Raw genomic sequence first — 12,848 nt, 5'->3', positions numbered from 1 at the left:
TCACTCAACTCTTCGCTCAGTTCTTTTCCAGGCGGTGGAAGGCGGGACGGTGCACGGCCAGCACCGCGGCGCACAGGGCGGCCGCGGCCGCCCAGGCGCCCTGCGCGGGGGCGCCGCCGAGGACGGAGGAGAGCCGCTCGGTCAGCTGGACGGTGAGCCGTCCGCCCGGTGCCGCGAGCACCGGACCGAGAACGGCGCACAGCCAGCCACCGCCGGTCAGGAGGGTGGCGGTCCGCAGACCGAGGTAATCGCCCAGGGCGAGTGCGGCCAGGGTCAGCGCGAGCCCGGGCAGCAGCCAGGCGGCGGCGTTCGGGGCGTCCGAGGACGGCAGCAGCACCCCGGCGAGGGTCAGCAGCGGCAGGCTCACCGCCAGTACCGTGGCCGTCCGCATCAGCATCAGCCGCAGTCCCGCCGAGGGCGTGGACGCGACGATCTCGTGCATCGGGTCGGCGTGCGGCCCGTAGGAGAGGGCGACCCCGGCGACCGGGACGAGCGGGGCGAGCGCCAGCAGCCAGGGCCGTGCGTCCGGCAGGCCGCCCCCGTGGGAGAGCGCGACCGCGCCGACGGCCACGAGCAGGACGGCGGGCAGCCACGCCCCCCGCACGGCGGGCCCCATCGCCCACAGGGCACGGACCGGACCGGAGCCGAGGCTCCGCCACACGGATACGTACGCGGATGCCGGCGGAGGCACAGGCGCCGGTACCGGTGCGGCCCTCCGTGTCCCGGCCAGCACCGCCTCCCGGATCTCGGCCAGTACCGTCCCCGCCGCCGTCCCGCGCACCGCGTGTGAGACGCGGTGGGCGCAGGTGCCACAGGACTCCAGGTGTTTCTCCAGCGACCACGCGTCCGCCTCCGGCAGGCTGCCGTCGGCGTAACGGGTGACCAGGTGGTCGGACGCGTGCCAGCCGGTCATGCCGGACCTCCCATCGGTGACGGGCTCATCTGTGCCAGGACCGCCCGCAGTTCGGCGCGGGCGCGCATCGCGCGGGACTTGACGGTTCCCTCGGGGATGCCCAGCAGCCGCGCGGTCTCACGGGTGCTCAGCCCGTCGACGACGGTGGCGCGCAGCACCGCGCGCAGTTCGGGCGAGATCCGGTCCAGGGCGGTTCCCACATCGCCGTACTCCAGCCCCGCCAGCACCCTGTCCTCCGCGGACGGCGACGCGGCCCCGGCCGGTGGGCAGCGGTCCCACGCCTCCTCCATCGGTGCCGTCCGCAGCCGAGCGGCACGCTCCTGCGCCCGGTACGTGTCGACCAGGCGCCGCGCGGCGATGGTCCACAGCCAGCCGCCGGCCTGCTCACCGCGGTGGGCGCCTGCCGACCGCCACACCGTGACGAACGTGTCCTGGAGCACTTCCCGCACGGTCTCGGGATCGGCGCAGCGCCGGCTCAGCCGCGCGTGCAGCCAGCCCGCGTGCCGGTCGTACAGCGCGGCCATCGCCGCCGGGTCACCGCCCGCGACGGCCCGGAGCAGCGCCGCGTCGACGTCCCCCTCGTCCTTCTCCCGATGGCCCCCCACGGGGCGGAACAGTTTCACACCCCGTCTATCGACGGTCCCCGGGGCGCCGGTTCACCGTGGTGGCGGTCCGTTCACCGGGCGACCGCGTACGCCTCCACCGACCACAGCGAGTAGCCGTACCGCGTCGCCCGCTTCTCGCCCTGGACGCGGATGTGGCGGACGCCGGGCTCGTCCATGCGGACCGTCTCCCGGCCCTCGCGGCCGTCCCGTACCGTCGCCGCCGTGCGCCAGGTGCGGCCGTCCGCCGACACCTCCACGCGGTACGCCGACGGGTGCGCCTCCTGCCAGTGCAGCGCGACCTTGCCCAGCCGCACCGGGCGCTCCAGCTCGACCTGCCACCAGGCGTCGGCGTCGACCGGGGACGACCAGCGGGTCTCCGGGTCGCCGTCGTTCGCCGCCGGGGCCGGGAAGTCGGGGGTCTCGTCGGCCGAGGAGCTCGCCCGGCCGGCGCGGGCCAGGTCGGGTCCCGCGGTGCGGGGGACGGCGTGGACCGTGAGCGTGCGGGTGGTGCCGGCGAAGGTGAGCCGGACGTCGTACGACCCGGTGGGCGTGCCCGGTTCCACCGTCACCTCGACCGGTACCTCCACCGGCGTGCCGCGCGGGACGGTCAGCGCGTCCTTCGGCACCCGGACCCCGACCCCCTTCGGCGCCGTCGCGGTCAGCCGGCCGCGCACCTCGTCGGGGTGCGGCGAGCCGAGCGCGACCGTCAGCCGCCGGGTGCCGCCGATGTCGGTGTCCGCGCGGTCCTCGGGCAGCTCCAGGGAGGCGGCGGGCGCGTCCGCGAACCAGGGGACCAGGTGCCGCACCCGGGAGGCGTCGGCGCCGGTGACCCGGACGGAGTCCACCGGGCGGTCGCCGGGCGGCAGTTCGGTGGCGCCCGACGCGGACAGCGCGCCCAGGCGGCGCCACCCCTCGCCCGGCACGTGGACCTCCACGGCCCCCCGCGTGCCCGGCTCGCTGAGCACCGTCACGGCGTCCATCGCGCGGGCGCGCGGGAGGTCGAGGACTCGGTCGCCGCCGGACCGCACGGGCGGCTCGTGGGCGATGCCCGCCCAGCTCTCGTACGCCTGCCGCGCCCGGCTCAGGAACGGGTCGAGGACCCCCTCGCCGACCGTCACCCGGGAGGACTCCAGTCCCGCCCGCTGCTCGCCCAGCCGCCGGTACGCCGTCCAGGCGGCGCCCGCGTCCCCGGCCCGCTGCGCGCGCAGCAGGTCCAGGGCCGTGGTGCCCGCCTCGCCGTAACGGGCCAGCCGCCGGGACCACGGGTCGACCTCGGCGGCGAGCCCGGTCCCGGACAGCCGCTCCGGCAGCTCGCGCAGGACGGTGAAGGCCGCGCGCAGCCGCGCCTCCTCCTCCGTCCCGTCCGTGCCGGGGGCGGTCGTACGGGCCCGCCAGAACGCCTCGATCAGCGGCCGCAGATACGCCGACTCCTCGCCGCCCAGCACCGAGGACGCGGTGTTCCCGGCGAGCGCGGACAGGGCCTCCCCGCGCCGGGCGTCACCGCCGGCGAGGTCGGCGATCGCGGCCCGCCAGGACTCCTGGGGGCGGTAGTCGCGCGGGTTCCAGGCGAAGTCGGCGGCGGTGAACAGCGGGATGCGGGACGCCTCCGGCTGCTCCATCGCGTTGGCGAGCAGCGCGGCCGAGCCCGCGGCGACGGCCGGTTCGCGGCCCTGGTAGGGACCGAGGAAGATCCGGCCGGGGGCGTAGTCGTTCACCGGGTAGTTGTCCATGGTCACCAGCGGATGCCCGAACACCTCCCGTGCCTTCGCCAGTTGGCCGCCCGTGATGGTGCTCGGCACCACCCCGACCCCGGTCCACGCCACCTCGACGCCCGCGTCCAGCTCCTCGGCGAGGGCACGCCGGTACGCCGTCGAGCCGTCCTCGTAGAACTCGGTGGGCATCAGGGACAGGGCGGCGGAGTCCGGGTGACGCTCCGCCAGGTGCCGGGCCACCGCGTTCGCCACGTGCGCCTGGGCGCGGGCGGCGGCACCGGGCCCCGACCCGAACCGGTCGGCGTCCGCCCCGCAGTGCCACTCGCTGTAGCTGACGTCCTGGAACTGGAGCTGGAAGGCGCGGAAGCCCAGTGCCCACATCGCGTCCAGCTTGCGGGTCAGCGCCCGCAGGTCGCCGTCCGAGGCGAAGCACATCGCCTGCCCCGGCGCCACCGCCCAGCCGAGCGTGACGTGGTCGCGCCGCGCCCGTTCCGCCAGCTCCCGGAACTCCGCCCGCCGTTCGGCCGGGTACGGCTCCCGCCAGCGGGCCTGCCGGTAGAGGTCCTCGCCGGGCGCGTAGAGGTACCGGTTCTGCTTGGTGCGGCCCATGAAGTCGAGCTGGGCCAGCCGCTGCCGGTGCGTCCACGGGGTGCCGTAGAAGCCCTCGGTGATGCCGCGCACGGCGGTGCCGGGCCAGTCGCGTACGACGGCCGCGGTGAACGTGGTGCCGTCCGGGCGCAGCAGTTGGCGCAGCGTCTGCACGCCGTGGAACTGGCCGTCGCCGTCCGCGCCGGACAGGGAGACGGCACCCTCGCCGACGGTCAGCGCGTAGCCGCCGGCGGGGAGGGCGTGCCGGGGGTCGCCCGGGGCGCGTTCCCTGCCCACGCGCACCACGAGCGCCCCCTCGGGCGCCTGTGCGCCGGAGGCGGTGAACCAGCGCGCGCCCGCCTCCCGCAGCAGCGCGCGGAGCGCGTCGAGGGCGTACGGGTCCGCCGTCGCGTCCGCGACCAGGGCGACCTCCTCGGTCACCGCGACCGGGGCGCCGTTCGCACGCAGGGAGTGCGGCCGCGGCCACACGGACGGCTCCGCCGCCCGCACCGTGTCGGCGGCCGGGGACGCGGTGGTGCCCGGGGACGCGGTGGTGCCCGGCGCGGGCGGCGCGGCCACGGCGGCGGGCGCGGCGCCCAGGGTTCCGGCGCCCAGGGTTCCGGCGAGGACGGCGAGGGCGAGGGCGGTCCTCCTGGCGTTCGCCGTCGCGTTCGCCGTCCTCCCACGCCGTAGCCGCACGGGGTCCTCCTGGTCGCTCGACGGGTCGCCCGGCCCGGTGGCCGGTGCGGCCGTGTCCATTCCGTTACCGGGAAAGCCCGAGCCCACCATCTCTGTGGTGAACGTGTCAATGAGGGTGGTCGTTGTGGCGCGTTTGTCCCACTGTGGAGGGAGGGGAAGAGGGGAGAATGTGATCAGGACCACGTTGGAAGACTTTGTGCGTCTGGCATCGCGCCCCCTGGGTAGGGCTGCGGGATAACCCGCACGACCCGCACGCCCCGCGTGATCCGCGCGCCGTGCTCGACGAGGAGGCCACCTGTGGCTGCACCGGCTTACGTTCCTTCCCCGGCCCTGTCCAAACCCGCGGCGGAGCCCTCCGCCGACTTCGAGGAGCCGCACTTCTGCGTCTTCAGCGCGGAAGGCCCCTGCGCCGAGGTCCCGCTGACCAGCGAACCGCCGATGCCCGACGCCGAGCCCCTCACCAGCGAACCGCCGCTCGCCGACGCCGCCCCCCTGACCAGCGAGTCCGACGCCTTCCTGGACACCTCGGACTCCTCCGGACTCGACTCCTTCCCGGCCCAGTACCGCCCGGAGCCCTAGGGTGAGCGCGCCACGGCCGGCCGAGCCCCCTTCCGAGGACCTGTCCCGGCTCGCCGCCCTGCACGGCGTCGCCACCTCGTACCACCCCTCCCCGGACCGCACGGTCGCGGCCACGGCCACCGCCGTCACCCTCGCGCTGGCCGCCCTCGGCGTGGACACGGCCACCCCGAAGGCCGTACGCGCCGCCCTCACCGCCCGCGAACGGGAACTCGGCGAGCGGCTGCTGCCCCCCACCGTGGTCGGCTGGGGCGCCGGCATCCCGGCCGCCCTCGCCGCGCTTCCCCGGGACACCCGGCTGCTCGTCCGCACCGAACAGGGCGAGACCCGCGACCGGGCCGAGCACCTCCCGCCCGGCGTCCACGAGGTGACCGTCACCACCCCCGACGGCCGCACCGCCCACGCCCACCTGATCGTCGCCCCGACCGGGCTGCCCGCGCCGCCCGGACGCTCGTACGGCCTCCTGGTCCAGCTCTACTCCCTCCTCTCCCGCCGCTCCTGGGGCATGGGCGACCTCGGCGACCTCGGCGAACTCGCCGGCTGGGCCGGGCGCGCCCTCGGCGCCGGATTCGTCCAGGTCAACCCCCTGCACGCGGCCGTCCCCGGCTCGCCGACCGACCCCTCCCCCTACCGCCCCTCCTCCCGCCGCTTCCCCGACCCCGTCCACCTGCGGATCGAGGACGTCCCCGAGTTCGCGTACGTCGACGACCGCGACCGCGTACGCGCCCTGCTGGAGCGGGCCGGACGGCTGCGCGAGGCGGTGCTGGACCAGGGCGCCCTGATCGACCGGGACGCCGTGTGGGAGGCCAAGCGGGAGGCGCTGGAACTGCTGCACCGGGTCCCGCTCGGGCCCGGCCGCCGCGCCGCCTACGACGACTTCCGCGCCGGACAGGGCCAGGCCCTTCAGGACCACGCCACCTGGTGCGCGCTCGCCGAGGCCCACGGCGCCGACTGGCACCGCTGGCCCGCCGAGCTGCGCGACCCGCGCTCGCCCGGGACCGCCCGCGCCCGGCGCGAGCTGGCGGACCGCGTCGACTTCCACTCCCGGCTCGTCTGGCTCACCGACATCCAGCTCACCGCCGCCCAGCGGGCCGCGCGCGAGGCCGGGATGCCGGTCGGGATCGTCCACGACCTCGCCGTCGGCGTCCACCCCGGCGGCGCCGACGCCTGGGCGCAGCGGGAGTACTTCGCGGCCGGCATGTCCGTCGGCGCGCCCCCGGACGCGTTCAACGCGCGCGGCCAGGACTGGGGCCTGCCGCCCTGGCGCCCCGACCGGCTCGCCGAGTCCGGGTACGCCCCGTTCCGCGCCCTGCTCCGAGGACTGTTCCGGTACGCGGGCGCCCTGCGCATCGACCACGTCATGGGCCTGTTCCGGCTCTGGTGGGTCCCCGAGGGCCACCCGCCCACGGAGGGCACGTACGTCCGTTACGACGCCGAGGCGATGCTCGCCGTCCTCGTCCTGGAGGCGTCCCGGGCCGGGGCGATGGTGATCGGCGAGGACCTGGGGACCGTCGAACCCGGTGTGCGCGAGGCGCTGCGGGAGCGGGGCGTGTACGGCACGTCGGTGCTGTGGTTCGAACGGGACTGGGACGGCGACCGGCGCCCGCTGCCGCCGGACGACTGGCGCGCGGACTGCCTGGCCACCGCCACCACCCACGACCTGCCGCCGACGGCCGCGCGGCTCAGCGGGGAGCACGTGGAGCTGCGGGACAGTCTGGGGCTGCTCACGCGGCCGCTGGCGGAGGAGCGGGCGGAGGCGGCGGCCGACACGGCGGAGTGGCGGGAGCTGTTCGTGCGGCTGGGGCTGGTGGGGGCGGGGGCCTCCGAGGAGACGGAGATCCAGGCCGTCCACCGGTATCTGCTGCGCACACCGGCCCGGATGATCGGGGTCTGGCTGCCCGACGGCATCGGCGACCGACGCCCGCAGAACCTGCCGGGCACCTGGGACCAGTACCCGAACTGGCGCCTGCCGATCGCGGACGCGCGGGGGAGGCCGGTGACGCTGGAGGAACTGACGGGGTCGGCGAGACTCCGGGCACTTATGGATGTGCTGAGGCCGGACAGCCCGTCTGGGGGTGCCCCCTCTGGGGGAGTTTGAGGACGAGGCCCGTTCAGGGCCGAAGCGGGGGCCCGGGGGCGGCAGCCCCCGTAACGCCCGCTTGGCCGCTCACGGCGTCGGTGCTGGGCGGGGGTGTCCGCGCAGCCCGGCGCTTACGGGGTGCTGTCGCGCCCACCCGTGCCGCCCCGGGGGCACCTCCCAGGCCCTTGAGGCACTGGGGGAGGCACGACTGCCCGCGGGAACGCGGGAGCGTGGGGGCGCGGAAGCGCCTATCGGGCACCCCGCCCGCGCGGAGTCCGACCGTGTTGGATAGTTTGGGCACCGTGGACAAGAAGAACGCCCTGCGCGCCGGCGCCCTGGCAGCCGGTACGACGCTGATGATGCTGCTCATGTCGTCCCCCGCGCTCGCGCTCACCCGCGACGACGGCGACGACCCCGGCACCGGCCTGAGCGTCGTCGAGACGCTGGGCCTCTACGTCGTGGCCCCGATCGCGCTGTTCGTGATCATCGCCGCCCTGGTGATGGTCGGCGACAAGTCGCACAAGAAGAAGGACACGACCAGCTCCAACATCAGCACCAAGGCCGAAGCCAAGGCCTGATCCGGGGCTCACCCGCTCTTGAAGAGGGCGCCGTCACCGCCGTACGCGGGGCCGGCGCCCTCCGCGCTGCCGGGACGCGCCCTTGCGCGTCGCGCCCCGGCGCGATCTCCTCGCAGATGGCACCGAGGAGGTCCTGATGAACGGCACCACCCGTACCGTGACCGTGGTCGGTTCCGGCCCCACCGGCCTGCTGCTGGCCGGTGACCTGGCGGCCGCCGGCGTCCCCGTCACCGTCGTCGAGAAGCGCGCCCGCGGGATCAGCAACCTCTCCCGCGCCTTCGTCCTGCACGCCCGCACCCTCGAACAGCTCGACGTGCGGGGCCTGGCCGACGAGCTGGAGGCGGTCGGCCGCCCGCTCGACCGGCTGCGCCTGTTCGACCGGCTCGAACTCGACCTCCGCGCGCTCCCCTCCCGATTCCCCCATCTCCTGGTCGTCCCGCAGTACGAGGTGGAGAAGGCCCTGCTGCGGCGGGCCGTCGAGGCCGGCGCGGACTTCCGGTACGAGACCGAGGCGACCGGACTGACCCAGGACGCGGACGGCGTGACCCTCACCACCCAGGGTCCCGGCGGGGAGCGCGGGGAGCTGCGGGCCGCGTACGTCGTCGGCGCCGACGGAATGCGCAGCACCGTGCGGGAGGCGGTCGGGCTGCCGTTCCCCGGACGTTCCGTCATCCGGTCCGTGGTCCTGGCGGACGTACGGCTCGCCGAGCCGCCGGGGACGCTGCTCACCGTGAACGCCGTCGGGGACGCCTTCGCCTTCCTCGCGCCGTTCGGCGACGGCTACCACCGGGTCATCGGCTGGAACCGGGCCCACGACGTCCCCGACGACACACCCCTCGACCTCGAAGAGGTCAAGGAGATCGCCCGCCTGGCCCTCGGCCGGGACCACGGCATGCACGACGCCCGCTGGACGTCCCGCTTCCACAGCGACGAACGCCAGGCGCCCGCCTACCGCGTGGGCCGCGTCCTCCTCGCCGGGGACGCCGCGCACGTGCACACCCCGGCCGGCGGACAGGGCATGAACACCGGCATGCAGGACGCGGCCAACCTGAGCTGGAAGCTCGTCCAGGTGCTGGACGGCCGCGCCCCCGACTCCCTGCTCGACACGTACCACGCCGAACGGCACCCGGTCGGCCGGGCGGTGCTGCGCAGCAGCGGCGGCATCGTCCGGCTCGCCATGGCCCGGCGCTCCACGACCCTGGCGCTGCGCGCGGCCCTGGCCGCGGTGGTCACCCATGTCGCCCCGGTCCGCCGCAGGACGCTCGGCCAGGTCACCGGCGTCGGCGTCCGGTACGCCGCGCCCCTCGGCGCCCACCGCATGACCGGCCTGCGCGTCCCCGACGTGGCGCTCGGGGGCGGAGGCCGCCTGCACCAGGCGCTGCGCGGCGGCCGCTTCGTACTGATCACGCCGGAGCCGTACGACGACGGGGGCGCCCGCAAGGAACGGCTCGCGGTGGAACGCTGGGCGTCCGGGAGCCGCCGTACGACCGTGCTGGTGCGCCCCGACGGATACGTGGCCTGGGCGTCGGACGCCGCCGGTGCGGCCGACGTCGAGGCCGCGCTCGCCGCGCACGTCGGCTGAGGGGCCGGGGAGGAGGGGCGGCCCCTACCTCTCGGTCGCGAGCAGCAGCTCCCGCAGCAGGTCGGCCAGCTCCCCCGCCCGTTCCCCCTCCAGGGTGGACAGGGCCTCCGTCTGGACGGCGAGACCCGCGCCGACCGCCGCGTCGATCAGGCGCAGGCCCGCCTCGGTGAGCGTGACCTGCAGTCCGCGGCGGTCGTGCGGGTCGGGGGAGCGGCGGAGCAGTCCCGCGCGCTCCAGCTTGTCGAGGCGGCCGGTCATCCCGCCGGTGGTGAGCATCAGCGTGGCCGAGAGCTGGCGGGGGGAGAGGGTGTAGGGCTCCCCGGAGCGGCGCAGGGTGGCGAGGACGTCGAACTCCCCTCGGGAGATCCCGTACTTGCCGTACTCCTTCTCCATCCGGTCGCCCATGGCGCGCGCGAGCCGGAAGACGCGCCCGAAGACCTCCATGCCGGCGGTGTCGAGATCGGGCCGCACCCGCGCCCACTGCTCGATGATCGCGTCGACGGGGTCCTGGGGGCGCTGCTCCGGGGTCATGGGCAGGAGTATCCGCCGAAAACCGGTCAGCCGCAAGAAAGTGGATTGACGGCAAGTAGCTTGCGACTAAGCTACTTGTCATCGACCTACTCGGAAGAGGTGCGCCCGTCATGGCCGCGAACCGTGCCACCCTCATCGCGCTCACCGCCCTCGCCCCCGTCTCCTGGGGCACCACCTACGCCGTGACCACGGAGTTCCTCCCGCCCGACCGGCCCCTGTTCACCGGCCTGATGCGCGCCCTGCCCGCCGGGCTGGTCCTGCTCGCACTCGTCCGGGTGCTGCCGCGCGGGGCCTGGTGGTGGAAGGCGACGGTGCTGGGCGCGCTCAACATCGGCGCCTTCTTCCCGCTGCTGTTCCTCTCCGCGTACCGGCTGCCCGGTGGCATGGCGGCGGTGGTCGGCTCGGCGGGCCCCCTGCTCGTGGTCGGCCTCTCGGCGCTGCTGCTGGGGCAGCGGCCGACGGTCCGCAATGTGGTCACCGGGGTCGTGGCCGCGTTCGGCGTCAGCCTGGTGGTCCTGAAGGCGGCCGGCGCGCTGGACGTGCTGGGTGTCGCCGCGGCCCTCGCCTCCACCGCCTCGATGTCCGCCGGCACCGTCCTCACCAAGCGCTGGGGCCGCCCGGAGGGCGTCGGCCCGCTCGCCCTGACGGGCTGGCAGCTGACGGCCGGGGGCCTGCTGATCGCGCCCGTCGCCTTCCTGGCCGAGGGTGCCCCGCCGGCCCTGGACGCCCCGGCGGTCGGCGGCTACCTCTACCTCGCCCTGGCGAACACGGCGATCGCGTACTGGCTCTGGTTCCGGGGCATCGGCCGCCTCACCGCCACCCAGGTCACCTTCCTCGGCCCGCTCAGCCCCCTCACGGCGGCGGTGGTCGGCTGGGCGGCCCTCGGCGAGAGCCTGACGCCGCTGCAGCTGACGGGCATGGCGCTGGCGTTCGGCGCGACGGTGGCGGGGCAGAGTGCCGCCCCGTCCGCCCGGACGGCCCCTGCGGCGCCCGCGCCCTCCCGCGCCGCGTCGTCCGATGGCGCCGAAGCCCTGCGCCGGCACCCCTCCACTCCCTCGGTGGAAACTACTTGACGCAATGGAAAGTGGGCGGGTACTTTCCATTGCGTCAAGTAGTTCACGAGGAAGCAGGTATCTCCCGCATGGACGCGACGCCGAGCCCCGCCGACACCCTCTCCGAGATCGAGCGGGTCCAGCAGAGGGCCTACGCCGCCCAGCGCCTCCCGCTCTGGTACCTGCCGGGCACGGTCGCCCTGGTCACCGTCGCCGCGATCGCCGCGGAACTGGACGGCACCGCTCAGATCGCGCTCACCGTGGCGGACGTCGCGGGCCTGGCCCTCCTCACCGGCGCGCTGGCCGCCCGGATGCGCGTCCGCTGGAGGCCGCGCACCTGGACCGTGAACGCCGGTGTCCGGACGGCCCTGTGGTTCGTCTCGATCTTCGCCGTCTGGGGGCTGGTCCCGGTCGTCGCCGGCTCGTTCACCGACTCCGCCGTCTGGCAGAAGGCCGTCGCCGGGGCCGTCGCCGCCCTCTACGCGGCGGCCACCACCCGCTGGGCGGAGAACCAGGTGCTGGCCCACTCGGCGGGGAGGGTGGTCCGGTGAACCTCGATCCGGTGATCCACGCACCCGCCCGGCTCCAGATCGTCTCGCTCCTGGCGGCGGCGACCGAGGCCGAGTTCTCCTTCGTCCGGGACAGCCTGGAGATCAGCGACTCGGTGCTGTCCAAACACGCCGCCGCCCTGGAGAAGGCCGGCTACGTCGAGATCCGCAAGGGCTACGTCGGCAAGCGCCCCCGCACCTGGCTCAAGCTCAGCGCCCAGGGCCGCCGGGCCTTCACCGCGTACGTCGACGCCCTCCAGCAGATCGTCGGCCGCCCCCTCGCCGACCGCCCGCAGGACACCTGACCGGCACGGGGTCCGCGTTCCACGCCCCGGTCCACAGCGCGCTGTCGCCCGACCGGTGCCACCTCCACCGCTGGAGCGTCCGGTGACCGCCGGGGCCGGCTCCCGCCCGTGCGTGATCGGTAAATGGCGTGGCGGATCGTCACCCCGCCTGCGAGCATCCGGCTCATGCCGACTTTCGACGCGCCCGACGGGATCCGACTCGCCTACCACCGGAAGGGCTCCGGGGGTGATCAACCGCTCGTCTGCGTTCCCGGCGGTCCGATGATGCCCTCCGCCTACTTCGGCGACCTCGGTGGGCTGGCCGCACGGCAGGAGCTGGTGCTGCTGGACCTGCGCGGCACGGGGGACTCGGCCGGGCCCGCCGATCCCGCGGGCTTCCGCGTGGACAGACAGGCCGAGGACATCGAGGCGCTCCGGACCGCCCTCGGCCTGGAGCGGCTGGACCTTCTCGGCCATTCGGCCTCCGGTGACCTCGTACTGGCCTACGCGGCCCGGTATCCGGAGCGGGTGCGCTCGCTCGTCCTGGTCTGCGCGCGTGCGCGCACCGCCGGGATCGACTTCCCCGTCGAGCGGCGCCGCGAGGCGCTGGAGCTGCGCCGCGACGAGCCCTGGTACGAGGACGTCCGGCCGGCCTTCGAGCGGGCCGTGTCGGGGGAGGCGGGCGAGGCGGACTTCGCGCTGCTCGACCGCCTGTCCTACGGCCGCTGGGACGCCGCCGCGCAGAAGCACGCCGCCGCGTGCGCGGAGTGGTTCGACGAGGAAGCTGCGGCCGCCTACCTGGCCCCGGGAGCCTTCGACGGCGCGGACGCCGCCCGCGCGGTACTGGGCGAACTGGACGCGCCCGTCCTCGTCGTGTCCGGTGCGCTGGACGGCTCCCCGCGTCCGGACTCCGCCGCCGAGGTGGCGGGGCTCTTCCCGCGCGGCGAGCACGTCGTCCAGGCGGGCGCCGCGCACAACCCGTGGGTGGACGGTCCGGACGACTTCGTCCGGACCGTCGCCGGGTTCCTGGCCGGGGACGGCCGGCAGCGGCCGGAGGTCAGGGGAGCCCGGAACGGCACCGGGCGCCCCTGACGCGCGTA

The 12,848-nt window shown here is 75.5% G+C and carries 12 protein-coding genes; 8 read left to right on the top strand and 4 right to left on the bottom strand.

What is annotated here, in order from left to right; translation table 11 throughout:
- Window positions 1-16 precede the first annotated feature (16 nt).
- From ACZ62B_RS13970 to ACZ62B_RS13960, 3 genes are all read right to left on the bottom strand, one after another.
- Window positions 17-913: a zf-HC2 domain-containing protein gene (locus tag ACZ62B_RS13970; RefSeq protein WP_468878284.1), complete on the bottom strand. Its 897-nt coding sequence runs from the start codon at window positions 911-913 to the stop codon at window positions 17-19.
- Entirely contained in the window at window positions 910-1,518 is a 609-nt protein-coding gene (locus tag ACZ62B_RS13965; protein WP_468878287.1) for an RNA polymerase sigma factor, read from the bottom strand. Before ACZ62B_RS13965 ends, ACZ62B_RS13970 begins: the two co-directional genes overlap by 4 nt.
- A gap of 71 nt (window positions 1,519-1,589) precedes the next feature.
- Window positions 1,590-4,577, bottom strand: a complete 2,988-nt coding sequence (locus ACZ62B_RS13960) for a beta-N-acetylglucosaminidase domain-containing protein (protein ID WP_469690418.1) — start codon at window positions 4,575-4,577, stop codon at window positions 1,590-1,592.
- A 237-nt stretch (window positions 4,578-4,814) separates the two neighbouring features.
- On the opposite strand from ACZ62B_RS13960, the gene ACZ62B_RS13955 reads away from it, so the two are divergent.
- The 4 genes from ACZ62B_RS13955 (at window position 4,815) to ACZ62B_RS13940 (ending at window position 9,333) form a co-directional block, all read left to right on the top strand.
- Entirely contained in the window at window positions 4,815-5,096 is a 282-nt protein-coding gene (locus ACZ62B_RS13955; RefSeq protein WP_468723463.1) for a hypothetical protein, read from the top strand.
- 1 nt (window position 5,097) lies between these two features.
- Complete coding sequence (gene malQ / locus ACZ62B_RS13950) at window positions 5,098-7,191, top strand: 4-alpha-glucanotransferase (protein WP_469690416.1); 2,094 nt, start codon at window positions 5,098-5,100, stop codon at window positions 7,189-7,191.
- Between the two features lie 284 nt (window positions 7,192-7,475).
- Window positions 7,476-7,751, top strand: coding sequence for a hypothetical protein (locus ACZ62B_RS13945; protein WP_344563290.1), 276 nt, complete (start codon window positions 7,476-7,478; stop codon window positions 7,749-7,751).
- Between the two features lie 136 nt (window positions 7,752-7,887).
- Entirely contained in the window at window positions 7,888-9,333 is a 1,446-nt protein-coding gene (locus ACZ62B_RS13940; protein ID WP_469690414.1) for an FAD-dependent monooxygenase, read from the top strand.
- A 24-nt stretch (window positions 9,334-9,357) separates the two neighbouring features.
- On the opposite strand, the gene ACZ62B_RS13935 is transcribed toward ACZ62B_RS13940, so the two are convergent.
- Window positions 9,358-9,864 (bottom strand): MarR family winged helix-turn-helix transcriptional regulator, encoded by a 507-nt coding sequence (locus ACZ62B_RS13935; RefSeq protein ID WP_468878299.1) that lies wholly within the window; start codon window positions 9,862-9,864, stop codon window positions 9,358-9,360.
- Window positions 9,865-9,974: 110 nt separating this feature from the next.
- Between ACZ62B_RS13935 and ACZ62B_RS13930 the strand changes: the two genes are divergently transcribed.
- From ACZ62B_RS13930 to ACZ62B_RS13915, 4 genes are all read left to right on the top strand, one after another.
- A complete protein-coding gene (locus tag ACZ62B_RS13930; RefSeq protein ID WP_468723469.1) occupies window positions 9,975-10,937 on the top strand; it encodes an EamA family transporter in 963 nt (320 codons plus the stop codon).
- Between the two features lie 68 nt (window positions 10,938-11,005).
- Window positions 11,006-11,467 carry a hypothetical protein gene (locus ACZ62B_RS13925; RefSeq protein ID WP_344563283.1) on the top strand — a complete coding sequence of 154 codons (462 nt, stop codon included), beginning with the start codon at window positions 11,006-11,008 and terminating at the stop codon, window positions 11,465-11,467.
- Window positions 11,468-11,478: 11 nt separating this feature from the next.
- Window positions 11,479-11,769, top strand: coding sequence for a winged helix-turn-helix domain-containing protein (locus ACZ62B_RS13920; RefSeq protein WP_344563281.1), 291 nt, complete (start codon window positions 11,479-11,481; stop codon window positions 11,767-11,769).
- A 165-nt stretch (window positions 11,770-11,934) separates the two neighbouring features.
- Window positions 11,935-12,840, top strand: a complete 906-nt coding sequence (locus ACZ62B_RS13915; RefSeq protein ID WP_468723472.1) for an alpha/beta fold hydrolase — start codon at window positions 11,935-11,937, stop codon at window positions 12,838-12,840.
- Window positions 12,841-12,848 lie beyond the last annotated feature (8 nt).

The organism is Streptomyces sp. NPDC053426, from assembly GCF_055585405.1.
Note: the sequence above shows the minus strand (reverse complement) of the source record. Positions and strands in the feature narration are given on the sequence as shown.